General features: G+C 58.1%; 19 protein-coding genes. 14 read left to right on the plus strand and 5 right to left on the minus strand.

Annotated features, from left to right (window positions below; genetic code table 11):
* Positions 1-245 precede the first annotated feature (245 nt).
* The 4 genes from GF1_RS06895 (at position 246) to greA (ending at position 4,456) form a co-directional block, all read left to right on the plus strand.
* Positions 246-1,265, plus strand: coding sequence for a sigma-70 family RNA polymerase sigma factor (locus tag GF1_RS06895; RefSeq protein ID WP_267928892.1), 1,020 nt, complete (start codon positions 246-248; stop codon positions 1,263-1,265).
* 48 nt (positions 1,266-1,313) lie between these two features.
* Positions 1,314-2,498 (plus strand): DegT/DnrJ/EryC1/StrS family aminotransferase, encoded by a 1,185-nt coding sequence (locus GF1_RS06900; protein ID WP_267928893.1) that lies wholly within the window; start codon positions 1,314-1,316, stop codon positions 2,496-2,498.
* A gap of 14 nt (positions 2,499-2,512) precedes the next feature.
* A complete protein-coding gene (locus tag GF1_RS06905; protein WP_267928894.1) occupies positions 2,513-3,856 on the plus strand; it encodes a tetratricopeptide repeat protein in 1,344 nt (447 codons plus the stop codon).
* A gap of 114 nt (positions 3,857-3,970) precedes the next feature.
* A complete protein-coding gene (gene greA / locus GF1_RS06910) occupies positions 3,971-4,456 on the plus strand; it encodes a transcription elongation factor GreA (protein WP_267928895.1) in 486 nt (161 codons plus the stop codon).
* Positions 4,457-4,468: 12 nt separating this feature from the next.
* On the opposite strand, the gene GF1_RS06915 is transcribed toward greA, so the two are convergent.
* Entirely contained in the window at positions 4,469-5,074 is a 606-nt protein-coding gene (locus GF1_RS06915) for a TetR/AcrR family transcriptional regulator (RefSeq protein ID WP_267928896.1), read from the minus strand.
* 455 nt (positions 5,075-5,529) lie between these two features.
* Here GF1_RS06915 and purD point away from each other — a divergent pair, with 455 nt between their 5' ends.
* The 3 genes from purD (at position 5,530) to GF1_RS06930 (ending at position 8,434) form a co-directional block, all read left to right on the plus strand.
* Positions 5,530-7,302, plus strand: coding sequence for a phosphoribosylamine--glycine ligase (gene purD, locus GF1_RS06920; protein WP_267928897.1), 1,773 nt, complete (start codon positions 5,530-5,532; stop codon positions 7,300-7,302).
* Positions 7,299-7,940, plus strand: coding sequence for an L-threonylcarbamoyladenylate synthase (locus tag GF1_RS06925; protein WP_267928898.1), 642 nt, complete (start codon positions 7,299-7,301; stop codon positions 7,938-7,940). The genes purD and GF1_RS06925 overlap by 4 nt, the downstream gene beginning before the upstream one ends.
* A gap of 170 nt (positions 7,941-8,110) precedes the next feature.
* The gene (locus GF1_RS06930) at positions 8,111-8,434 is read left to right on the plus strand and encodes an Hpt domain-containing protein (RefSeq protein ID WP_267928899.1); all 324 of its coding nucleotides are present in this window, start codon (positions 8,111-8,113) and stop codon (positions 8,432-8,434) included.
* Between the two features lie 86 nt (positions 8,435-8,520).
* Here GF1_RS06930 and GF1_RS06935 read toward each other — a convergent pair whose 3' ends face one another.
* Both GF1_RS06935 and GF1_RS06940 read right to left on the minus strand, forming a co-directional pair.
* Positions 8,521-9,261 carry a rhodanese-like domain-containing protein gene (locus GF1_RS06935; RefSeq protein ID WP_267928900.1) on the minus strand — a complete coding sequence of 247 codons (741 nt, stop codon included), beginning with the start codon at positions 9,259-9,261 and terminating at the stop codon, positions 8,521-8,523.
* Positions 9,262-9,264: 3 nt separating this feature from the next.
* Complete coding sequence (locus GF1_RS06940) at positions 9,265-9,834, minus strand: rhodanese-like domain-containing protein (protein WP_267928901.1); 570 nt, start codon at positions 9,832-9,834, stop codon at positions 9,265-9,267.
* A gap of 349 nt (positions 9,835-10,183) precedes the next feature.
* Here GF1_RS06940 and GF1_RS06945 point away from each other — a divergent pair, with 349 nt between their 5' ends.
* Positions 10,184-10,444 carry an AF1514 family protein gene (locus tag GF1_RS06945; protein ID WP_267928902.1) on the plus strand — a complete coding sequence of 87 codons (261 nt, stop codon included), beginning with the start codon at positions 10,184-10,186 and terminating at the stop codon, positions 10,442-10,444.
* Positions 10,445-10,464: 20 nt separating this feature from the next.
* Here the strand turns inward: GF1_RS06945 and hrpA are convergent, their stop codons facing one another.
* Positions 10,465-14,286: an ATP-dependent RNA helicase HrpA gene (gene hrpA, locus GF1_RS06950; RefSeq protein ID WP_267928903.1), complete on the minus strand. Its 3,822-nt coding sequence runs from the start codon at positions 14,284-14,286 to the stop codon at positions 10,465-10,467.
* 237 nt (positions 14,287-14,523) lie between these two features.
* On the opposite strand from hrpA, the gene galU reads away from it, so the two are divergent.
* From galU to GF1_RS06965, 3 genes are all read left to right on the plus strand, one after another.
* Entirely contained in the window at positions 14,524-15,402 is an 879-nt protein-coding gene (galU, locus tag GF1_RS06955; RefSeq protein WP_267928904.1) for a UTP--glucose-1-phosphate uridylyltransferase GalU, read from the plus strand.
* 382 nt (positions 15,403-15,784) lie between these two features.
* Positions 15,785-18,298, plus strand: coding sequence for a replication restart helicase PriA (gene priA, locus GF1_RS06960; RefSeq protein WP_267928905.1), 2,514 nt, complete (start codon positions 15,785-15,787; stop codon positions 18,296-18,298).
* Between the two features lie 521 nt (positions 18,299-18,819).
* Positions 18,820-20,616, plus strand: a complete 1,797-nt coding sequence (locus GF1_RS06965) for a two-component system sensor histidine kinase NtrB (protein ID WP_267928906.1) — start codon at positions 18,820-18,822, stop codon at positions 20,614-20,616.
* A 5-nt stretch (positions 20,617-20,621) separates the two neighbouring features.
* On the opposite strand, the gene GF1_RS06970 is transcribed toward GF1_RS06965, so the two are convergent.
* Entirely contained in the window at positions 20,622-20,819 is a 198-nt protein-coding gene (locus tag GF1_RS06970; RefSeq protein ID WP_267928907.1) for a hypothetical protein, read from the minus strand.
* A gap of 298 nt (positions 20,820-21,117) precedes the next feature.
* Between GF1_RS06970 and GF1_RS06975 the strand changes: the two genes are divergently transcribed.
* The 3 genes from GF1_RS06975 (at position 21,118) to GF1_RS06985 (ending at position 22,757) form a co-directional block, all read left to right on the plus strand.
* Positions 21,118-21,669 (plus strand): YqgE/AlgH family protein, encoded by a 552-nt coding sequence (locus GF1_RS06975; RefSeq protein WP_267928908.1) that lies wholly within the window; start codon positions 21,118-21,120, stop codon positions 21,667-21,669.
* A 189-nt stretch (positions 21,670-21,858) separates the two neighbouring features.
* Positions 21,859-22,287 carry a YkgJ family cysteine cluster protein gene (locus GF1_RS06980; protein WP_267928909.1) on the plus strand — a complete coding sequence of 143 codons (429 nt, stop codon included), beginning with the start codon at positions 21,859-21,861 and terminating at the stop codon, positions 22,285-22,287.
* A gap of 2 nt (positions 22,288-22,289) precedes the next feature.
* Positions 22,290-22,757: a 23S rRNA (pseudouridine(1915)-N(3))-methyltransferase RlmH gene (locus GF1_RS06985; RefSeq protein ID WP_267928910.1), complete on the plus strand. Its 468-nt coding sequence runs from the start codon at positions 22,290-22,292 to the stop codon at positions 22,755-22,757.
* Positions 22,758-22,761 lie beyond the last annotated feature (4 nt).

A 22,761-nucleotide genomic window follows, 5' to 3' on the forward strand; every position in this document is an offset into this window, starting at 1 on the left:
TGAAATTTTTCCGCTTTTTCCATCGCAGAATGCGATTGGCCAAGCCGGGCAGAATTGATAGCATACTTCCGCTGAAAAAAAAACCATTCTGCGTTGAAAACACGAGAAAACAGGTCGTCAGGACAAAGGAATTTTGCGATTGACGGTGAATTTTTTTCTCCGATGGTATATAATAATGTAAGTCCCTCCCTGGTTGAGGGATATTTTTTATTGTTGCCTGCGGACAGGTTACTGGAAACCAAAACATGAGCACAACCGGGTACGGTATGGCTGGACAGGACTCTCAAGACTCCCAAGACACCTCAACGGAACTGTTGCCGCGGCAGATTCATCCCCTGGTCGCTCTGCCGGACGAGGAGAACCTGCCTGCTGTCAGTAATCCTGCCCTGCACCGCTATCTCCAGGAAATCAGCCAGTATCCTCTGCTTTCCCGGGAGGAGACCGATGAGCTTGCCAGGCGGTTCAAGGAGACTGGTGACCCGGAAGCGGCTTATCGGCTGGTGTCTTCCAACCTGCGCCTTGTGGTCAAGGTAGCCATGGATTTCCAGAAGTACTGGATGCAGAACTTCATGGATCTCATCCAGGAAGGCAATGTCGGCCTGGTTCAGGCAACCAAGAAGTTCGATCCCTATAGAGGGGTAAAATTTTCCTATTACGCCGCCTACTGGATCCGGGCCTACATACTGAAATTTATCATGGACAACTGGCGCCTGGTCAAGATCGGCACCACCCAGGCCCAGCGCAAGCTTTTTTTCGGCCTGAACAAGGAGAAGAAACTGCTGGAGGCCCAGGGTTTCAAGCCGGATGTCAAGCTGCTGGCCGACCGTCTCAATGTCAAGGAAAGCGAAGTCATAGAGATGAGCCAGCGTATGGACAATTGGGATGTTTCCCTTGAAAGTCCGGTGCGCAGTGACTCAGAAGACGAGCAGAAAAATTTTCTTCCCTTTGAAGGCCCCGGGATTGAGGAGGTCGTTGCCGGCCGGGAAATGCAGGAAAGAATCCGGGAAATACTCGCCAGTCTGAAGGACCGGCTCAACGACAAGGAAAAGATGATTCTGGATTCACGGCTGCTGAGCGACGAGCCCCGGACTCTGCAGGCCATTGCCGATGAATTCGGGATCTCCCGGGAGCGTGTGCGCCAGATCGAGGCGAATCTGCTGAAAAAACTCCGCCAGTACCTGGAGAAAGAGCTTCCTGATATCCAGAACTTTTTTGGCGACGACAACCAAGTCCCCACCCCAGGTGTCCGAAAGGCCGCATCCTGATATCCGTCTCCGGTTCCCTCTTGTTTTTAATCGAAGGTCAGAGGAATAATGAAAGTACCTCTTCTTGATTTGCAGCCGCAGATGCAGCCGCTGCGTGAAGAAATTCTGACAGCGGTCACCGCTGTCATCGATTCCACCCGCTATATCCTGGGCCCTGAGGTTGCCGGCCTGGAGGACGAGGTCGCCAGCTACTGCGGAGCGCACAGTGGCGTGGGGGTATCCAGTGGTACCGATGCCCTGCTTGTCAGCCTGATGGCCCTGGGAATCGGCCAGGGTGACCTGGTTCTGACCACGCCCTACACCTTTTTTGCCACCATGGGCTCGATCATCCGCACCGGCGCCATGCCGGTTTTCTGTGATATCGATCCTGTTTCCTTCAACATCGATCCAGAGGCCATGGCCGAGATCCTGGAGGAGGATGCCCGGGGGGAGCGGCGGATCCGGGCGATCATGCCGGTGCACCTGTTTGGCCAGTGCGCTGCCATGGAGCGGATTCTCGAGCTGGCCCGTCGCTACGAAGTGGCGGTCATTGAAGACGCGGCCCAGGCAATCGGGGCCGAGTATCCCATGATGACCGAACAGGGCGTTGTCTGGAAACGGGCCGGCAGCATGGGTGATACCGGTTGTTTCTCGTTTTTCCCCAGTAAAAATCTCGGCGGCATCGGTGATGGCGGCATGGTCACGACCAACGAACCTGCCCTTGCCGGCCGGCTGCGCTCCCTGCGCAACCATGGGGCAGAGCCTAAATATTTCCATGCCAGTATCGGCGGTAATTTCCGGCTTGATCCCATCCAGGCCACGGTGCTGCGCATCAAGCTCTCACACCTGGAGTCCTGGCACCAGGGACGACGACGCAACAGCGAAAAATATCGGCAGTACTTCTCCGATTCCGGTCTGAACGGAAGTCCGGTCCAACTGCCCGAGGCAGTGTACCGTGATTTTCCCGACGCTGCCGACCATAATTTTCACATATACAATCAGTTCATCATCCGGGTTCCCCGGCGCGATGAGTTGCGGGCCTATCTCCAGGAGCACGAGATCGGCTGCGAGGTGTATTATCCCCTGTGTCTGCACCAGCAGGAATGTCTCAAGTCCCTCGACATGAGCACCCGACATTTTCCAGTTGCCGAGCAGGCGGCCCGCGAAAGCCTGGCCCTGCCCATCTATCCCGAACTTTCCGATGCGCAGATCCAGTATGTGGTTGAAACAATACACTCCTTTTATCATCGCTGAAACGTGATGGCATCGTGAAACTCCACCTGTATAAATATGTCGGCTGCACGGCGTTGCTGCTGGTCCTGGGCCTTGGCCCTGCTCCGGCCGGTGGCGGACAGTCCGAGCCGGATCCCCCGGCAGAGGGTACCCTTGGAGTTCCGGAGAGGGATATCTCCTATCCCGGCCTGCTGGCTCCGGCCTGGAAACAGACCTGGGACCTGGCCCGACAGCTGGTTCGAGACCGCAAGCTGGGCGAGGCGCGGATCCAGTACCAGCTTCTGCTTGAAAAAAAACCAGGGGTCGATGAGGCCCGCTGGGAATATACGACCATCCTTATTGAGCAGGAACATTGGGACGAGGCCGGCCGCCAGCTGGAACAGCTGCTTGAACATGACCCTGAAAACGGGAAGTATGTCCTGGCCCTGGCCCGGGTTTCACTGATGACCGGTAATTATGACCGGGCGCTGTCCCTGTATGGCCAGTTCTATGAACGCAATCCAGACAGTCCCAGGGCGGTCAATGCCCTGCATGGACTGGTCACGGTGCTGGAGCGGCAAAAGCGTCCTGAGATGGTGCTGCCGCTGGTGGAACAGCTCATGCTGCGCGAACCGGAAAACAGTGCTTTGCAGCTCAAGGCGGCTCGGCTGGCCCTGGAGCTTGACAAGGTGGAGCGGGCCCGGAACCTGCTGCAGGCACTTCGTCTCAAAGAGCCGGATAATCCCGAGGTCATCGGCCTGCTGGCCAGGGCCGCGGATCGTCTTGGCCTGGTCGGGGAAGCGGCCCTCTGGTACCAGGTCTTGGTGGGTCTGGAGCCGGAAAACCGGCAGGCAAACAGGTGGCTGCTCGAGTATTACCACGACCTGAACCGGCCGGCCATGGAACTCCGCCACGTGGAGACCCTTTTAAAAGGAAGTCCTGATGACGCATCACTTCTTGAGCGGGCTGGTGTTCTGAATATGGAGCTGGGGCAGACCGGAAGGGCCCTTGATTATTTCCATTTCGCTCAGATGCTCGATCCGGACAGTGAACGGCTTGCCGGGGAAAAGAAAAAAGCCGAGGAAAAACTGGCCCGGGAACTGGTGGCGCTGGTGGAGAATCGCGGAGCCGACATGCTGTGGGCCGACCTGGACCGGATCACTTCTGACCGGATCGGGGTCTACCGGGCCATGGCCGAGCTGCTGCAGGCGCAGGGCAAGCAGGAGGAACGGATCGCTGTTCTGCGGATACTCTTTCTTGAAAACGGTCTCACTGCAGCTGAATGCTGCGACCTGGCACGTCTGCTCCTTGAACGCGGTCAGGGGCCGGTGCCGGACTGCTGCGAACCTGCTGCAAACAGACCCGGTGAGGGATTGGAGAACCATAACAGAACTCCTTGATGGGTACTGCCGGCTATCGGCTTTAGTTCTGGCTCACGATTTATTTTTTTATTTTATTTTATTCTAACTTTTAATTTACAACTTGTTTGTACGGGAATACAGGAGGACAGGACAATGGTAGAACGAATTCCGATGTCAAAGACCGGACATCAGCGTCTTCGTGAGGAGCTTGACCGGCTTGAGCGCGTGGACCGGCATGAGGTGGTCAAGGCCATCGAGATTGCCCGGGCCCATGGTGACCTCAGCGAAAACGCCGAGTACCATGCGGCCAAGGAACGTCAGGGAATGATCGAAGGTCGGATCATGGAGCTCAAGGATAAACTGGGCCGGGCCGAGGTTATCGACTGCTCGCAGGTTCGCTGCGACAAGGCGGTCTTCGGTACGGTGGTGACCCTGATGGACATGGACACGGACGAGGAGGTAACCTACCAGCTCCTGGGTCCGGAAGAGGCGGATGTGAAAAAAGGCTCTATTTCAGTGCTCTCTCCCCTGGGCCGCTCCATCCTGGGCAAGGAGATCGGTGACGAGGTGGTGACCAAGACGCCCGGCGGAGTGCGTGAATTCGAGGTGGTCGATATCAAGCCCGCACCGGTGGAGTAGGGGAGGGGAGGCTCAGCCCTCAGGTTTTTTCTCCCCGGGGGCCAGAATGCCGAGTTGAAAGATATCGGTTACCTGCTTGGCCGTTTCCTCGACCGTATACTCAGTTTCCAGATTCAGGTTCCATATCCTGGCTATTTCGTCCAGGGCCCCGAATATCGCCCTCTTGGCGATACCGGGCAGGATGTCTTTGCGAAAGACATTTTCTTCCTGCCCTTTTTTTATGATCGATGAGACAATATTGACGTATTCGCTGAACTTGTTGTTGCGGTAATCGCGGATCAGCTTGTTGGTCTGTCTGAGCTCGATCTGAATCACCTCGGCCAGGTTGCGGTTTTTCTTCATCTCCGTCAGGTGTTTGGTGATGAAGATTTCCAACATCCGCCGGGGATCGTCTTCCTTGGCCAGCAGGGTGGTCATCTGATCGACAAGACGGCCGATTTCCTGTTCGAATACCGAAATCAGGATGTCAAATTTATTGTTAAAATAAAGATAGATCGTGCCGTCTGCCACCTTGGCTTCCTTGGCAATGTCGGAAATCCGGGCATTGAAAAAACCTTTTTTGGCAAAGACCTTAGTGGCGGCACGAATGATTTTGCCGTGTTTGTCTACTGATTTCATTATGTTATGTCAGTGGGAGATGAAGACGATAATGAATGAGTGTTCATTCTTTAAACTAACAGAGTGGTTTGTCAGGTGTCAAGTAAAAGAGAAATTGATGACATCGTGAAGTGATTTTTCCGTTTTCAGGGCGGTCTTGGGGGCTCCGGTGTTGAGTGTGCCTCCGGTTTCTGCTACATTGCCCCGAAACAGTGATCAGAAGAGGGCAGAAGAGATCTGGGGGTTTCTCCTGGAGGCCGGGAGGGAGATGCGCTCTGTCGCATGGCCTGACCGGGCTGAGCATAGGAGCGTAACAGACTCCGGAGGTGCTGGCAGTAAAACCTCTTTTCTTCCGGCCATCTTTCAGGGCTGGCCGGGGACAGAGTTCCTCCTGAGGTTCTTTTTTCTTCTGGTCTGAGGCGCCCGCGGACAGAGATGGATGAGGCGGGTAACATAATGCATGGAGGGAGATATATATGAAGGTTCTGGTAATCGGCTCCGGTGGCCGGGAACACGCGCTGGTATGGAAACTGCGCCAGTCGGAAAAGGTTAAACAGATCTACTGCGCCCCGGGTAATGCCGGTATTCGGCGACAGGCGGACTGCATCGATATCGCGGCCAACGATCTTCAGGGGCTGCTTGCGTTTGCCCTCAAGGAAAAGATAGATCTCACGGTGGTCGGCCCTGAAGATCCCCTGACTCTGGGTATCGTCGATCTGTTTGAGGAGAACGGGTTGCGCATTTTCGGGCCCAGCAAACAGGCGGCTGAACTGGAAGGGTCCAAGGTGTTCACCAAGAACTTTCTGAAAAAATACAACATCCCCAGCGCGTCCTACAAGGTGTTCACCAAACGCGGAGCTGCCAGAAAATATATCGACAAGATCGGTGCTCCCTGCGTGGTGAAGGCCGACGGCCTGGCCGCCGGCAAGGGGGTTATCGTGGCCCATACCAAGGCCGAGGCCAAGAAGGCCGTGGACCTGATCATGAAGGACAAGGCTTTTGGCGAGGCCGGCAACCAGGTGATCATTGAGGAGTTTCTCACCGGTGAAGAGGCCTCGTTCATCGCCTTTACCGATGGCAAGACGGTTCTTCCCCTGCCGTCCTCTCAGGATCACAAGGCCATTTTCGAAGGCGACCGGGGTCCCAATACCGGTGGTATGGGCGCCTATTCACCGGCTCCTGTGGTTACCAGGGAGCTTGAGATGCGGATCATGAACGAGGTGATGCTGCCTACCATCCGTGGGATGGAGGCCGAAGGGCGGCCTTATAAGGGCATGCTTTATGCCGGGATGATGATCAACGGCGATCGGATGGATGTGCTGGAATTCAACTGCCGTTTCGGCGATCCCGAATGCCAGCCGCTGATGATGCGGCTCAAGTCAGACCTGGTAGAGATCTTCGAGGCAGCCATCGATGAGCGGCTGGAAGAGGTTGAGCTGGAGATCGATCCCCGGCCGGCGGTCTGCGTGGTCATGGCTTCCCAGGGATATCCTGGAAAATATGTGACAGGCAAACCTATCACCGGGTTTGTCAAGGCCTCCCACATGAAGAATGTCATGGTCTTCCATGCAGGAACCGCCATCAAGAACCGGCGCACCGTCACTGCCGGTGGCCGGGTCCTTGGCGTGACCGCCATTGGCCAGGATATCGCCAGTGCGATCAAGACTGCCTACGAGGCTGTCGGGGTTATCCACTGGGACGGCTGTTACTACCGCCGCGACATCGGCTACAAGGCCCTGCAGAGAATGCGGAAAAAAGATGCACCGGCGGTGGCCATTGTCATGGGCAGCGATTCGGACCTGCCGGTCATGGAGGCGGCGGCCGACTTTCTCAGCTCGGTGGACATCAAGCATAAGCTCATGATCTCCTCGGCTCACCGCACCCCGGACGCGGCGGCTAGCTTTGCGAAAAACGCCAGGGACGAAGGAATCAAGGTGATCATCGCCGGTGCCGGCATGGCAGCCCATCTGGCCGGCGTGCTCGCCTCCCATACCACGCTGCCGGTGATCGGCGTACCCATTGACGCCTCGCCCTTGAACGGTCTGGACGCCCTGCTCTCAACGGTCCAGATGCCCCCGGGCATTCCGGTGGCCACCATGGGGATCGGTAAGGCAGGGGCCAGGAATGCCGCGGTCCTTGCGGCCAGGATCCTTGGGCTTGAAGATCAGAAGATCGCTGCGGCCCTGGAGCAGTTCAGCCGCGAGATGGCCGAACAGGTGAGCCGGAAAAACGAAGCTCTTGGCAGGTGAAGAACCGGGCAACTGCCAAGCAGCTTGAGCAGGCGGTTTCGGTCCTCAGGCAGGGAGGGGTGGTTGCCTTTCCCACCGAGACCTACTATGGCCTGGCTGTGGATCCATTCAATGACCGGGCCCTGGAGAGTCTTTTTACCCTCAAGAAACGGGCTGGCGACAAGCCGGTGCTGGTCCTGGTCCGGGAGCCGGGGGAAATCAAATCTCTGGTGGCCTCGGTCCCGCCGGTCTATGAACAGCTGATTTCGCTGTTCTGGCCCGGCCCCCTGACCCTGGTCTTTCCCGCCCGTCCGTCGCTGTCGCACTGGCTGACGGGTGGGACCGGTACCATCGGCATCAGGCAGTCACCCCATCCGGTGGCCCTGGCCCTGGTCACAGCCTTTGGTGGCCCGATAACCGCCACCAGTGCGAACATATCCGGTCTGCCGCCAGCCTGTTCGGCTGACATGGTCCGGGCCGGTTTTGGCGCCCAGCCTGATTTTATCCTGGATGGCGGCCGCACCACCGGCAGCGGCGGCTCCACCCTGGTCGGCCTGGACCGGGAGGAACAACTGTGGTGTCTGCGTGAAGGCATGCTTCCGCTGGAGACGATCAACAGGCAGATCTACCCCCGGAGGGTTCGCAGGCCGGCTCAGTAGGATGATCCCGGTGCAAGTCCTGGCCGGTGAAACAGGGGGAGGCCGGTAACGCGGCAGGGGATGTCTTGTTATGAAATCCGTTTCCGAAGGACCGGCCCAGGATGGTCAGGAATCGGGACTTTCAGAAACCTGATGGTTTCTTGAATCAACTTAAGACGGCAGGAGAGGGGATGGCTGATCTACAATGGAACAGGGATTTTGCCCTGGAACAGACCGGCGGGGATGAGGAGCTGCTCGAAGAGCTTCTGGAGTTGTTTACCATATCATCGGCCGGAGACCTCGAAGAACTCAAAGCCGCCGTGGCCGCCGAGGATCCGGAAGAGGTGATCAAAGCCGCCCACAGCATCAAGGGCGCATCGGCCAGCCTCGGGATCGAGGCGATCCGGGAACTGGCCCTGGCCATGGAGGAGGATGCCCGGCAGGGTTCGATTGGTGTTGCCAGGAGCCGCCTGGCCGAGCTGGAAGACTTGCTTGCCCTGGTGCAGAGGATATAGCCGTACCGATAAAAAAACGGGCCGGACTGTTCAACAGCAGAGAAACAGCCAGGCCCGTCGGGATTTACGGATATGAAAGCAACTACTTACTCTTCGATGTCACATTCCGTCCCTTCGCATTCCACCTCGGCTACCAGGAAGCTGGCCTTGTAACCATGCTTTTTCAGCTCCTGGGCGGCCATGTCGGCCCGGGCGCCGGTGGTGCAGTGGACAAAGATCTCCTTGTCTTTGGGAAGTTCACCGAGCCGGCTGCTGAGCTCATCGAGCGGGATATGAATGGCTTTGGCAAATTTCCCCTCGGCCGCTTCCTCGCGTGTCCGGACATCGAGAATCGCCACGTTCCTGAGCTGACCTGCGACAGCTTTTTCAAACCGGGCCAGCGACACCTCTCCCTTGCCTGGCTTGCGCTGCCATCTTATCTCGGTCACCACCGGGCCCTGTTCCAGGGTGCCGCCTGAATTGACCCATCCCTCAATGCCACCGGGTACCAGGGATACTTTCTTGAAACCTTCCTGGCGCAGCAGTCTCCAGGCCCTGGCCGCTTCCTTCTCCCGGTCACTGTAGAGGACAACAGGTGCCTTGAGCGGAATTTCAGACATCATATCCTTGAGACTGGACGCCGGAATGGACACGGAACGTGGAATACGGCCGGTCCGATCCTTGTCTGCATCACGCAGGTCGATGAGAACAATGTTTCCTTTGCTGATAAACTCGCGCCCTGCATAGGTCGGATATCCGGCCTTTGCCCACCCCGGCTCGCCAGCGAGCAGAACGCGGATGTTGGTATAGCCCAGTTTCTTCGCCAGACCGGCGGATTTGGTGGACATACCTCAGGTGGGGCCCCCGCAGTAGAAGATAAGCTGGCGATCCTTGTCCGGTGGCAGCAGGGAAGCCATTTCTTTCGCCTTGTCCACCGGGATGGAGATCGCCCCGGGAAGGTGCGAGGCCTGGTAGCGTTTGGCCGGCCTGGAATCGATCAGGACAACATCTTTCCTGTCATCGAGCATGGCCTTGAGTTCGGCCGGTTTGATTTCGCTGACCCCGGCCGGCAGCTTGGCCAGCTTGGGCTTGATGGACAGGGCGTAGAGATCCTTGACCCGTTTTTCGCAGTTAATGATGGCGGCGTGGCCCTTGACAGCAAAATCGAGCCCCTTGGTCCGGTCATCGAACTTGACCATGACCGTCTTGCTCTTGGCTCCCTTGCCCACCTTGATGGAAATGGTTCTGGCCTTGTTGGACCTGCCGACCACCTTGCCCTTCAGGACCTTGTCGCCCACCTTTGCCACGGTGGCCGGGGCTTGGCTTGCCGTGTCCTGTCCAGACTTGGGTTGAACGCAGCCATAGGTGAGCAGCGAAACCATGATGCACAGGGGCGCCAGTCGGCGCAGGGACTTTTTCATCGGGTACCTCCGTGTTGCTGATTCTGTGTTAGCGAATGGATCAATTGGATTGCTGTCACGATGATTGCAAGGAGGATGCCAGAGATTTCTTAAGATATGCGTAAAGATAAATCTCCAGTTTTTCAGCACGTTGTCATTTATTATTCCTCTCCTGTCCGTGGATCTGCAGGTAGCTGTGTTAATGTTGCCGTTGTTTTGCGTTAACAGTAACAGTTAACAGTTAACTGTTATCCTGCCGGGCCATCCCGCAGTGATCCTGGGCAGACCGGGGATGTCGTGGTACATTGTATCCTGAGGAAAATCGACCGGCTTCAAGGTCGGCTAAAATGGATGAGAAAAGGAGGACACCGTGGAACGTGTCGATATAACCATAAACGGATATGCCATGGATTTTGACACCGCCCGGCAGATAGCCGCCCTGCTGGCCTCCCGGGACAACGAGTACACCACACTGGTGGCCTGGAACGACCGGGAACGAAATATCCATTCACCCCAGTGCCTGAAGTGCGAGATCAAGGGTGAGCCGGGCTGGGAGGTTTATGGTCGCAACCACGACGGGAGGCTGCGGATCAGTTTCAACGACGATCTCTTTGTCTTTATCTACAGCTGAGCTGCCGGGAGGAAAGAATCCTATTCCACCCGGCAGCAGATCTCTTCGAGTTTCTGCCACTTGCGGGCCAGTCTTTTCTCGGACACCGGCATGGCTGTGCCCAGCTCCGGCGCGAAGACCGCCACCTTGAACTCCTCCACCATCTGCCTGTATTCCCTGATAAACTGTTTGCAGGCCTCGCTCCGGTGCCCGGCCGGGGGGAGGTGGTCGAGCCTGTGCAGGGCCCTGGCCAGCCGCCGGGCCTTCTGTTCATCCTTGGCCGGGGCCTGTTCCGCCCGCTGGACCCGCAGGGACAGGGCGCGGAGATATCTCCTGGTATGGATTATATCGCCATAGACCATGGTGTGGAGAAAATCCGGAGGCAGCAGCCGGTCCACCTCCCGGTACCAGGCATCAAAACGCTCCTGGACAAAATGTCGCTGTCTCCGGGCGCGCTCACCCCAGGAGTGTATCTCCGCCAGGACCTCCCGTCGTACCCTGATCAGCTCCAGCACCTCGCCCAGAAGCGGCTGCAGGCTGCGAAATAACCCTTTTTCCCTGACCCGGGTGACTGTGTGCTCGAACTGTTCCCTGTCCGGCAACTCCGAGGTGGTCAGGTCAAAGATGCCATCCAGGAGAAATCCCTCCAGGGCCTCCCGGTTTTCCCTGGCCGTACCCTTGATGCCCAGTGCGATCCAGGAGCCGCTGTGGGTGGTGAAGGCAGCCTTGCACTCCCGGCGCACCAGTTTCATCTCCCCTGGAAACTGCAGGCTGTAGAGGAAACGCAGGCCCAACCGGTTCAGCTCCCGGCTTTTTTTCCGGTCCCTTATGCAGCGGAGCGTAAGGCACTGTCTGGTCTCGGCGATGAACAGGGTCGGGAAATAGAGGTCGGCGAGGTTGCCCTGGCTGTCGAGGACCGGAATCTGCGCCGGGATACCATCAAAATCCCACGTCCGGATCTCCTCGCGCCTGGGCAGGGATACCCTGTGGTCGTGGGCGGTCTTTCCGCTCCGGTGGGGCAGGTTATTCGCCAGGGCCAGGATCTCCTGGAAAGACCGGCTGGTACCCATGGTTTTCCCTTCGCGATCCAGGAGCCTGTACCGCATGCGCAGGTGGGGCGGCAGGGAGGAGGTCTGCCAGTCGGTCCGGGTTATGGTGACGTGGTACTGTCTTAAAAGCGCCTTCTCCATGACCGGATAGAGAGATCCCCGGTAGAGCGTCACCCCGTCCAGTATGCGGTCCACGGCATGGGGCAGCGGGACCAGCAGCCGGCGCAGCCGTTTTGGCAACCCCTTGAGCAGATGGAGTATCTTGTCGGGCAGCAGGCCGGGAACCAGCCATTCAAAGAGCTCGGGCCGGATCTGGGCCACGTACTGCACCGGGATGTCCACGGTCACGCCGTCGGCCTCGTGGCCCGGTTCGAACCGGTAGTGGAGGCGCAGGGGACCTGGTCCGGCCTCCAGGATTTCCGGAAAGAGATAGAGTTCCTGTTCTTCCGGCAGTCCCTGGCAGATATCCTCTTCCCGCATCCGGAGAAAGCGATCATCCCCTTTCCGGCGCTGCTTGAGGAACCGGTTGAGGGTGAATCGGTCATGGACCCCGACCGGCAGCCGCTGGTCGTAAAAGTCGTAGAGGACCTGCTCGTCCACCATGATACCGCGGCGGCGTATTCGTTCCTCCACTGCAGCGACCCGCAGGCAGAGGGCCAGGTTGTGCTTTAGAAAGGGATAGTTGCCACCAAGCCTGCCGTCGACCAGGGCTTCCCGGATGAAGATCTCCCGGGCCTCCTGGCGGGTTTCTTTGCTGATTCGCCCATAGGCCACCTTTCGTCCGGCGGTCAGAACCAGTCCGAAAAGGGTGACCTTTTCAAAGGCGATGACCTGGCCAGGTTTCTTTTCCCAGTGTGGATCGGACCAGGAACGGCGGCAGAGTTCCCCACCCAGACGCTCCAGCCAGTCCACATCGATGTTGGCGGCGGTTCGGGCAAAGAGACGGGAGGTGGCGACAAAATCGGCCGCCACGATCCATTCTCCACCTCGGTTGTACAGGGTCGAGCCTGGGAAGAGCATGACCTCGCGTCCTCCGGCCGCCTGGTAGATATTTTTTGTTGCTGTTTTTGTTTTTATTCTTGTCCCTGTTCTGTCGCTGCCGGACCGACCCTTTTCATCATTTTCATTTTTTCTTCTGGCGATATTTCTCAGAAATCCGGCGACCAGAGCCTGGTGGATGGCCTCGTAGGATGCCTCCTCCCTGTTTTCCTGGAAACCCTGCTGTTCCTTTAAAATACGACGGATCTGGGCGTGGACGTCCATCCATTCCCGCATCCGCTGCCAGGACAAAAAGTTTGCCTTGCAGAACTTGCGCAGCCGGGACATGGAGCCCGTCTTTTCACCGGTATGATGGAAACGGTCCCAGATGTTGAGCAGGGTGAGGAAATCGGACTTCGGATGGAGAAACTGGAGGTGCGCTGCCTTGGCCTTGTCCAGCTGGTCCGCCGGCCTGATCCTGGGGTCCATGATGGAGAGCGCGGCGGCTATGATCATGATCTCCCGAAGAGCACCCAGAGCGTCACCCTCGATAATGATCCGGGAGATGCAGGGGTCCAGGGGCAGTCTGGCCATGAGTTTTCCGCGACCGGTCAGCCGATTAGCTCCGTCGAGTGCCCCGAGCTCACGGAGGATGGTATATCCCTCGCTGATGGCCCGGGGTGAGGGCGGATCGATGAAGGGAAACTCCCTGGGATCACCGAGCCTGAGGCTTATCATCTGGAGGATGACCTCCGCCAGGTTGGAGCGCTGTATCTCGGGCAGGGTGTACTCGCTGCGGGAAAGGTAATCTTCCTCGCTGTAGAGCCGGACACAGATCCCGGGCCCGGTCCGGCCGCAGCGACCGGCGCGCTGGTCACAGCTGGCCCGGGAGATCCGGGTGACATGCAGGCTTGTGGTCCGGGCCCGGACATTATACCTGGCCAGCCTGGCCAGCCCGGTGTCCACCACGTAGCGGATGCCCGGCACGGTGATGGAGGTCTCGGCCACATTGGTGGCGACAATGATCTTTCGTCTCGGGCTGGGCTTGAAAATTTTGCGTTGGTCCCGTCCCTGCAGCCGGCCGAAAAGGGGCAGGATCTCGTGATTGTCCAGTCCGTGGCGCAGTCCATCAATGGTGTCATGGATGTCCCGTTCCGTGGGCATGAAGACCAGGATATCACCCGGCTCGGGCCGCCGGGCAAGACGGATGGTTTCCCGCACCGCCAGGTCCACGTAGGTCTGGGCGGTTTCATCCAGGTCCTCGTCCACGTACTCGATGGTCACCGGATGGTTGCGGCCTGAAACCTGGATAACCGGCGCCTGGAAATGATCGCTGAATTTATCGGTGTCAATGGTGGCCGAGGAGATGATCAGCTTGAGTTCAGGCCGTCGGGATAGAAGCTGTTTCAGGTACCCCAGGAGAAAGTCGATGTTGAGGCTGCGTTCGTGGGCCTCGTCGATGATCAGCACGTCATAGGCAGACAGCAGTCGGTCCCCCCGGCTTTCGGCCAGCAGGATACCGTCGGTCATGAACTTGATACGGGTCGCGGGAGATGTGTGGTCCTGAAAACGGATCTTGTAGCCGGCAATCCCGGCTTCGCCCAGTTCCTCGGCCACCCGTTCGGCCACGGCCACGGCGGCGATCCGGCGGGGCTGGGTACAGCCGATGATACCCCTGGTACCCAGACCGGCCTCCAGGCACATCTTGGGCAACTGGGTGGTCTTGCCCGAACCGGTGTCACCGGCGATGACCAGGGCCTGGTGCTCGCGGATGGCCTGGACAATTCGTTCTCGTTCTCCGGATATGGGAAGTTCAGGGGGATAGTGAAGACGCATGAAACGGAAAGGTTGACGACTGTTTTGTTGGCAGGTTGATACAGGGGCCGGCCCGGTTTTGCTGTTTCGGCATTGATTGTCCTATCCAAAAAATATACACTGAATGGGAGAGAACAGACAGTCTTTTCATGACCATACCCGGAACGCACCCCAGGCATGGGAAAAAACAGCGGCGTCCGGATGGGGTCCGACAGAGCTCGGGCCCGGTCCGAATTGCCGCAGGGAGGGAGGAACAGAATGAAAAAAATCCGTAAAGCGGTCATCCCGGTGGCCGGACTCGGCACCCGCTTTCTGCCGGCCACAAAGGCCATTCCAAAGGAGATGCTGACCATCGTCGACCGGCCGACGATTCAGTATATCGTTGAGGAGGTGGTGGCCTCGGGGATCGATGAGGTGATCCTGATCACCAGTGCCGGCAAATCAGCGATTGAAAATCATTTTGATTACGATTTTCAGCTCGATACCGTGCTCAAGGAAAAGAACAAGACCGACCTGCGCCGCGAACTGCAGGATATCTCCAACCTGATCGACATTGTCTCGGTTCGCCAGAAGGAACCCCTGGGCCTGGGCCATGCCATCTGGATGGCCAGGAATGTGGTCGGTGACGAACCGTTCCTGGTTCTGCTGGGTGACGATCTGGTCCGCAGCCGGGTCCCCTGCTGCAAGCAGATGATCGACCTCTACTCTCAGGTCCAGGAATCCATTGTCGCCATTCAGCGGGTCCCCATGGACCAGACCTACCAGTATGGTATCGTCGAGGGCGAGGAGACCGACCTGGAGCGGACCTTCAAGGTGCACCGGATGGTGGAAAAGCCTGCTCCCGGAACCTCGGACTCGAACATGGCCATTATCGGCCGCTACCTGCTCATGCCGGAAATATTTGAGCTTCTGGAAAAAACCACGCCTGGCCATGGGGGGGAGATCCAGCTCACCGATGCCCTGCTTGCTCTTTCCAACAGACGTGGTATGTATGCCTATGAATTTGAAGGCCGCCGATACGATGCCGGCGACAAACTGGGCTACCTGAAGGCCATTGTTGATTTTGCCCTGGAGCATCCAAGCCTTGGAGAACCGTTTAAAGAGCACCTGCAGAAATGCTGCGAACCTGGCAGCTGAGCGGAACCACGAAAAAATAAGCGCAAAAAGAAAATAAGAAAAAAGAACAAGATGCGGCCTGCCGGGCTGGATCTCATGGTTCACGCCGCCCGGGACCCCGTCTCGGCATCGGATTGCGCTGGCCTTTCATGACCGGAAGGGTTGCACGCTCCGGAGCGTTCTCATGTTTCCTGTCATCTGGTCAAAATTGCGCTCTCCACCAACAACTAACCAGCATGGCTGGACCAGGTAAGCGACCGAAGGGAGACTCCGGGTAAGCGACCGAAGGGAGACTCCGGGTTTCGGTACGGCTCAGTCACAGCAACCTATGAAAATCACTATGGAATTATTTAGACTTGTGGTGGTTTTCGGATAACCTGTTTTTGTCTTTACGGCTCTGTCTTTGTCCTCAAACATTCATTACGAGGTGGCGGTTACCGCCCCCATCCGTCATACTTTGACCTATGCCGGTCCATCCCGATCGCCGGAGCCTGTGCCCATCGGCATGCGGGTCCTCGTCCCCATGGGCCGACGCCTGGTCACCGGCTATGTCCTTGAACACACCAGCCTGGATCCCGATGCTCCCTACGATATCAAACCCATAACCCGGTTGCTGGACCCGGAGCCCCTGCTACCCGAAAACCTGATTCCCTTCTGCCGCTGGGTGGCCGATTATTATCATCATCCCATAGGTGATGTCCTGCGAACAGCTCTTCCTGCTGGCCTGACCACCAGGAGTACCCTGGAAATTATCCTGACCGACAGGGGCAGGGAGGTGCTGGGTGTCTCGGACAACGGGGATGGCGAACCGGCCTGGCTCAGCGAACTGCTGACCCATGGGCGGTTGACTGATAAATCCCTCCGGAGCTATGGCAAAAACAAGGACGCCGGTTTCAACCGGGTTCTCCGCCAGTGGGAAGAAAAGGGTCTGGTCATCAGGCGCCCCGGTATCCGTCAGGATGGGGCCCGGGGCCGGCGGGAAACCGTGGTGATCGGCATGGGGATGCCGGAGGAGAAACCTGAGGAAAAAGTTCTCTCCCGGTGGCGAAGCGCCCTTGCCAAAAGTCACCCGGACCTGAAAAAGTCAGAGCTTCGCACCCTGGATCTCTACCTCTCCTGCTGCCTTCGGTTGGGTTGCCGGGCCGTGCCGAGGCCTGAGATGACCCGGATCTACTCCGGAGCCGGCAAGGGGATACATTCCCTGGTGGCAAAGGGGATCTTCGCCCTTGAAGAGCGGCGGGTCTACCGCGATCCCTTTGGCCGGGTACCGGATTACCTGCCCGAACCCGAGCATCTCACCCCGGAACAGGAACAGGTTCTGGACAGGCTCGAGCCCGTGCTCACAGACAAAACCTTCCAGACCTTTCTTCTCCATGGCGTCACCGGTTGCGGCAAGACAGAGGTCTACCTGCAGGCGGCCTCCAGGGTGCTTGATGCAGGGGCAGACGTTCTCGTCCTGGTCCCGGAGATTGCCCTGGCCTCCCAGCTGGAGGCTCAGTTTCATGCCCGTTTCAAGGGATTGCTGGCCGTGCTCCACAGCGGTCTCTCTGCCGGAGAACGCTTTGACCAGTGGCAACGGATCCGTCGGGGCAATGCCCGGGTGGTGTTGGGAGCCCGCTCGGCCATCTTTGCGCCGCTGCGAAATCCAGGTCTTATTATTGTTGATGAAGAACATGAACCGGCCTATAAGCAGGAAGATAAGCTGCGATACCATGGCCGGGATCTGGCCGTCATGCGTGGCAAGATGGCCGATTGCCCGGTGGTGCTGGGCTCGGCGACCCCTTCGGTGACCAGTTACCACCATGCCAGGAAGGGAAAATATACCCTGCTCACCATGGAGAGCCGGGTCCAGGACCAGGAGCTGCCCCGGGTGGAGGTGATCGATCTTGGCTCGATACAACGGTCCCGGCCGGATCTTTTCTTTTCCGATCGTCTGATTCAGGCGCTGCGGGAAAACCTGGAAAATCGCCAGCAGAGCCTGCTTTTTGTCAACCGGCGTGGGTTTTCGTCCTTCATGCTCTGCCAGGACTGCGGGCAGATACTCCAGTGCCGCCACTGTCGCGTGTCGCTGACCATGCACCGTGCGGCTGGAAAACTGGTGTGCCATTACTGCGGCTACACTCTGCGTCCGGACGTGATCTGTCCTTCCTGCGGAGCTGGAAAACTGATCGGCCTGGGACTGGGCTCGGAACGGATCGAGCAGGAGGTCCTCCAGCTGCTGCCCCATGCCCGGGTGGCGCGGCTGGACAGCGACACGGCCGGCAGCGGTGGCAGAAAGGGGTATCTCTCCATACTCCAGGCTGTGCGCAATCGGGAAATCGATATACTGGTGGGGACCCAGATGATTGCCAAGGGGCTTCATTTTCCGGGCATGACCCTGGTGGGCGTGGTCTGGGCCGACAGTGGCCTGGGCATGCCCGATTTCCGGGCCCCGGAGCGGACCTTTCAGCTCCTGGCCCAGGTCACCGGCCGGGCCGGCCGGGGCGAGCTTCCGGGACGGGTGATCATCCAGACCCATCAGCCCGCCCATTACGCTATCGAATGCGCCCGGACCCATGACTACGACGGCTTTTTCAACCAGGAGCTGCTGCTTCGCCGTGAACTTGGTTATCCGCCGTTTGCCCGCCTGGTCAATATCCGTCTCAGCGGCCGAAATGATGGACGGGTTCAGCAGGCGGCCAAGACCATTGCCGCCTTTCTTCGTCAGTGTTCGACCAGGACCGATGTGGAACTCCTCGGGCCGGCCCCGGCGCCACTGGCCAAACTGCGTGACCGCTATCGCTGGCAGCTGCTGCTCAGGAGCCGACATCCGGCGCTTCTGCACAGACTCTGTCGTCAGCTGCTTGAGGAACAGCCAAGGCTCTGCCCTGCCACGGTGCGGCTTGGCCTGGATATCGACCCGGAAAACATGATGTGAGAACTGGTCGCCAGAGGGGTAACGGACCACTTCCTGATGGGGCAGTAATAGAGCAAGATCCCGCCGGCAGGAAGTGGTCGGTATCCGGTGGCCGATGTCGTCTGTTACTATGGAAGAAGGGTGAAGAGGGTGAAAAAAAGAGACCCGGCAGGAAAAGGAGGGGAAACCTGCCGGGTCTGATAAGGAGGAGACTATATGGTAAAAAGCGGTATCGCTTGAATGGTCCCTGTCGCTGCTGCGTTTTATGTTTTGCCTATCTTTTAGCCAAGATCGTGCCAGAAAAATTTTTTATTCGTAACATTTAGTTTTTATAGAATTTTTTCCCTGGTGGCCACAGAGGGGAAAAAAGAATTGGGTTTGGGTGGGGACTGGACGGGTAAAAAATATACAGTTGATTGGACCGGCTGGGTAAAATTTACCCGCCCCGTGCCATCCACGGGATGGCTGGGCCGCATCTGAGCCACGGAGCAGCGGTCTTTTCCTTCGCACCGACCTACCATGGCAACTGGAGACTATCTTGCATGAGCGGACTACAGGCAAAACTGATGAAACTCTTTACCCGTCCACGTCTGCTCTATGTCTCTCCATGGCTGCTTGCTGCGGCCACAGGGCTTCTCGTTCTTATTGTCGTGACCTTTGCGCTCAGTAATATTCGGCGCGAAAAACAGCTCATGACCACCTCCATGCTCCAGAAGGCCGCCACTCTCATGCGCGTGCTTCATTCCGGTTCCCGGGCCGCCTACCTGTCCGATCTGCGTCGGGGTGGCTGGCTGTCGGACTCGTGGGAAGTCTATGTGCAACGGGTGATTGATCACGTTGCCGAGGACCCGGATATCAGGTTTCTGGGCGTGGTCGACGAGCATGGTCGGGTTATCGCCTGGAGTGACAAGAAGCTGACCGGCTCAACCATTTCCTTTGTCCGTCCCCCGGCTCCGACCAGCCAGTCGGAAAACCAGTCCTCCCTGGTCTTTGAAATTGTCGGTATGGGAGAGGAAAGGGTCTTTGAGGCTGTTCGACCTTTCACCCCCTACCGGCCCATCATTCCTCCTTCGCCATTCAAGCAGCACTCGGGCCAGAACTTCAGTCCTGATTCCAAGCGGTATTACGTGGTGGTTGGCCTGGACATGCGCGACTATGACCAGACCCTTCGCCGGCTCCGCTTCCAGATCCTGATGATGTCACTGGCCATGCTCATGGTCGGTACCGGCGGATGGCTTTCCCTGGCTGCGGTCCAGGGATACCGGGTATCCCAGCGCACCCTGCAGGAGATACAGGCCTTTACCAGCCTGCTGATCGCCCGGTTACCGGTCGGTATCATCGCCACGGACAGCAAGGGCAGGGTATCGACCTGGAACCAGGCCGCTGCCGCCATGATCGGGCGGGAGGAGCGGGAAACCAAGGACAAGCGCCCCGGAGACGTCCTGCCCCGGGAGCTGGCCTCCTTCTTCTGCCGGGAAGTACGCGACGGCCACTGTGCCTCCCAGGTCCGCCAGGACGGGGAGATCAGGCTGCGTATCAACGATAAGGAGGTGGTCCTTTTCTGCAGCCGTATTATGATTTTTGATAATGAAAACAGATACACCGGCCAGGTGCTGCTGCTCACCGACCTGACCATGCTCAAGATGCTCGAGCAGGAGATGCGGGAAAATGAACGGCTGGCTGCGGTGGGAAGGATGGCGGCCGGAGTGGCGCACGAGGTGCGCAATCCGCTGAGTTCGGTCAAGGGCCTGGCCCTGCTGCTCAAGGGGAAATTCAGGGAAGGAAGCCGGGAAAAGGAAACCGCTGATCTGCTGATCAAGGAGGTGGAACGGATGAACAGAACCATCTCCGAGCTCCTCAGCTTTGCCCGGCCCATGCCACCGCAGACCAGACCGGTGGACCTGCAGGAGCTGCTTGCCAAGATCATGCGCCTCATGGAACATGACATCACGTCAAGCGGCATTGAGGCAACCTTTGAAGCACCGGACGGGCTGAAGACCGTGGCCGGAGATCCGGACCGACTGCAGCAGGTCTTTATCAATATCTTCCTCAACGCAGTCCAGGCCATGCCCGATGGCGGTAATCTCAGTGTCCGGGCCGAGACCGGCGACGACGGGGCCACCGTCCAGGTAACAGTGCGGGATACGGGCTGCGGCATGGACAGCGCCACCCTGCAGCAGGTTTTCTATCCCTACTTTACCACCAAGGACCAGGGAACCGGTATCGGCCTGGCCATTTCCCAGAAGATCATGGCCGACCACGGCGGCACGATCCAGATACGCTCAGTTCCGGGCCAGGGGACAGAAGTGATCGTGGAGCTGCCTGTCTTTTCAGGTTGATCCGCTCAGCAGTTTTCGGGTTCCCGGCTGAAGTTCTGGTCGAGAAACTCGCATTCGACCGGAGTCAGGTCAAAACGGAGTTCCGCCTCGCGGATAAGCTGGACCCTGGTTTTTTTGCAGTCGGACTGGACCATTTCACTGACCCAGCGAAGGGCTTTTTTCAGATTGGCCGAAGGCGGCTGTGTACACTGTGCGTCACCCATGTTTCCTCCCGGCAGGCCGATGGGACCTTGCCTTGCCATGTGCCATGGTTATAGTCTAGGTAAAAGTCTCTGGCGAGGTACGAAAAAAGCGTTCCATCCCGGAGAGACCAACTTTCATGTTTCGCTGTGGCTGGCGAATCTGGTCCAGCCATGCTGGTTTGTGGAGAATCCAAGTATACCCGGGTGGTCTGGGATTGCCCAATACTTTTCCTCCCGAGCAGGAGGGGATCGGCTTGACTGGTACCGAACGCCGGTGCTACAATTGAAGTAGACCACAAGGCAACAGGGGATGCGCACCATGGAAAGCCTGACAGGATATTTTCTCATCTCAACACCGCAGATGCCCGATCCGCGTTTTCAGGAGCAGGTTGTCTATATCTGCGCCCATAATGAGGAAGGTGCCATGGGCCTGGTCATCAATAACCCGCATCCCGAGATCACGCTGCTCGATGTGCTGCACGGGGCCAACATGCCCATTCCAGAGGGGGTGCTGCCGCCGGTGTACCTGGGTGGTCCGGTGGAAATGGAGGCCGGGTTCATACTCTACAGCGGGGACGGAAAATCCCGTCTCTCCCTGGAGATAACCCCGGAAATCCACCTTTCCCGGGATGCCGGTCTGCTGCACGATATTGCCCTTGGCAAGGGGCCCGAACATTTCCTCTTCATGCTGGGATATGCCGGCTGGGCTCCAGGCCAACTGGAAGCAGAGCTCATGGATAACGGCTGGCTGACCGTGCCCGGCGACTTTGACGTTTTGTTCAATACTCCGGATGAAGAAAAATGGAAGCTGGCCGCCGGCAGGTATGGTATTGATATCGCCGTATTTGGTGATGTCATAGGTAATGCCTGACCAGAGGCGGCACCTGCAGCGGTGAAAGAGAGCCCCTCCGGGGGCATGAGCCACTGCAACCCGGCTTCGTGCAGGCCGGGGATGTTTTTCCGGTGAAGACAACGAAACAGACAAGGAGCAGCGGGTCCGTCCATGCAGGGGATAAATACGTCCTCTCATCCAGCCATGCCCCGGCGCCCGCAGATCATCATGCAAGAAAACGATTCCACAGTACCACGATTATCCGATATTTTCCGCTGCACCAGGTGCGGCTACTGCTGTCAGGGAGAAACCACGGTCTCCCTGGACCAGGAAGACCAGCAACGCATGGTCGACAAACTAGGCCTTCCCCGGGAAGAGGTCCGGGAGAAGTACTGGCGGGTCACCGGTAACGTGGTGCAGATGAAGACCGTGGACGGGCACTGCATCTTCTATGATGAGGAAGCAGGCTGTACGGTGCATGAGGGCCGCCCCTGGCGCTGCGGCCAGTGGCCCCTGCATCCGAGCATGCTCTCGGATCGCAACAATTACGAAACCATCAAGGCATCCTGTCCCGGCATTACCAGGGACCTCGAGTACGAGGAGTTCTGCCGTATCCTCCAGGCCCTGCTCGAGCGGCAGGGGGTCCTTATCTGCTGAACGTGAAATTCATCTTTCCTTTCCTGGGCAAGACCAGGGAAAAATATCTTGACCAGGGAATCCGCGACTATGCCGGCCGGCTTAGCCGTTTTGTCACTGTGGACATGGTCTTTATCCGCGAGCGCCATGACAAGAATGGTCCGGACAAGACCGTGCGCAGAAAGGAGGCCGAACTGCTGCTGGCCCAGTGCCCTGCAAAGGGTCTGGTGGTGGCCCTGGACCCCGGCGGCACGCAGCCGGATTCGGAAAAACTGGCCCGGTTGGTTCGCACCTGGCAGGATGGCGGGGTGCGCAATGTCTGCTTTCTTATCGGTGGCCATCTCGGGCTGGACAGCTCGGTCCTGGCCCGGGCCGATGTGGTCATCTCTCTGTCCCGTCTTACTTTTACCCACGAAATGACGCGACTCATTCTCATGGAACAGCTCTATCGGGCCTGTACCATCAATGGTGGGCAAAAATACCATAAATAAGACC

It is taken from the genome of Desulfolithobacter dissulfuricans (assembly GCF_025998535.1).
Lineage (GTDB): Bacteria > Desulfobacterota > Desulfobulbia > Desulfobulbales > Desulfobulbaceae > Desulfolithobacter > Desulfolithobacter dissulfuricans.

What these genes read in the sequence shown, in the direction of transcription:
- greA (WP_267928895.1), top strand. Translation starts at nt 3,971, where the DNA reads ATGGTAGAACGAATTCCGATGTCAAAGACCGGACATCAGCGTCTTCGT.
- GF1_RS06975 (WP_267928908.1), top strand. Translation starts at nt 21,118, where the DNA reads ATGGAAAGCCTGACAGGATATTTTCTCATCTCAACACCGCAGATGCCC.
- GF1_RS06915 (WP_267928896.1), bottom strand. Translation starts at nt 5,074, where the DNA reads ATGAAATCAGTAGACAAACACGGCAAAATCATTCGTGCCGCCACTAAG.
- GF1_RS06895 (WP_267928892.1), top strand. Translation starts at nt 246, where the DNA reads ATGAGCACAACCGGGTACGGTATGGCTGGACAGGACTCTCAAGACTCC.
- GF1_RS06935 (WP_267928900.1), bottom strand. Translation starts at nt 9,261, where the DNA reads ATGTCCACCAAATCCGCCGGTCTGGCGAAGAAACTGGGCTATACCAAC.
- GF1_RS06900 (WP_267928893.1), top strand. Translation starts at nt 1,314, where the DNA reads ATGAAAGTACCTCTTCTTGATTTGCAGCCGCAGATGCAGCCGCTGCGT.
- GF1_RS06965 (WP_267928906.1), top strand. Translation starts at nt 18,820, where the DNA reads ATGAGCGGACTACAGGCAAAACTGATGAAACTCTTTACCCGTCCACGT.
- GF1_RS06980 (WP_267928909.1), top strand. Translation starts at nt 21,859, where the DNA reads ATGCAAGAAAACGATTCCACAGTACCACGATTATCCGATATTTTCCGC.
- galU (WP_267928904.1), top strand. Translation starts at nt 14,524, where the DNA reads ATGAAAAAAATCCGTAAAGCGGTCATCCCGGTGGCCGGACTCGGCACC.
- GF1_RS06930 (WP_267928899.1), top strand. Translation starts at nt 8,111, where the DNA reads ATGGCTGATCTACAATGGAACAGGGATTTTGCCCTGGAACAGACCGGC.
- hrpA (WP_267928903.1), bottom strand. Translation starts at nt 14,286, where the DNA reads ATGCGTCTTCACTATCCCCCTGAACTTCCCATATCCGGAGAACGAGAA.
- GF1_RS06940 (WP_267928901.1), bottom strand. Translation starts at nt 9,834, where the DNA reads ATGAAAAAGTCCCTGCGCCGACTGGCGCCCCTGTGCATCATGGTTTCG.
- purD (WP_267928897.1), top strand. Translation starts at nt 5,530, where the DNA reads ATGAAGGTTCTGGTAATCGGCTCCGGTGGCCGGGAACACGCGCTGGTA.
- GF1_RS06970 (WP_267928907.1), bottom strand. Translation starts at nt 20,819, where the DNA reads ATGGGTGACGCACAGTGTACACAGCCGCCTTCGGCCAATCTGAAAAAA.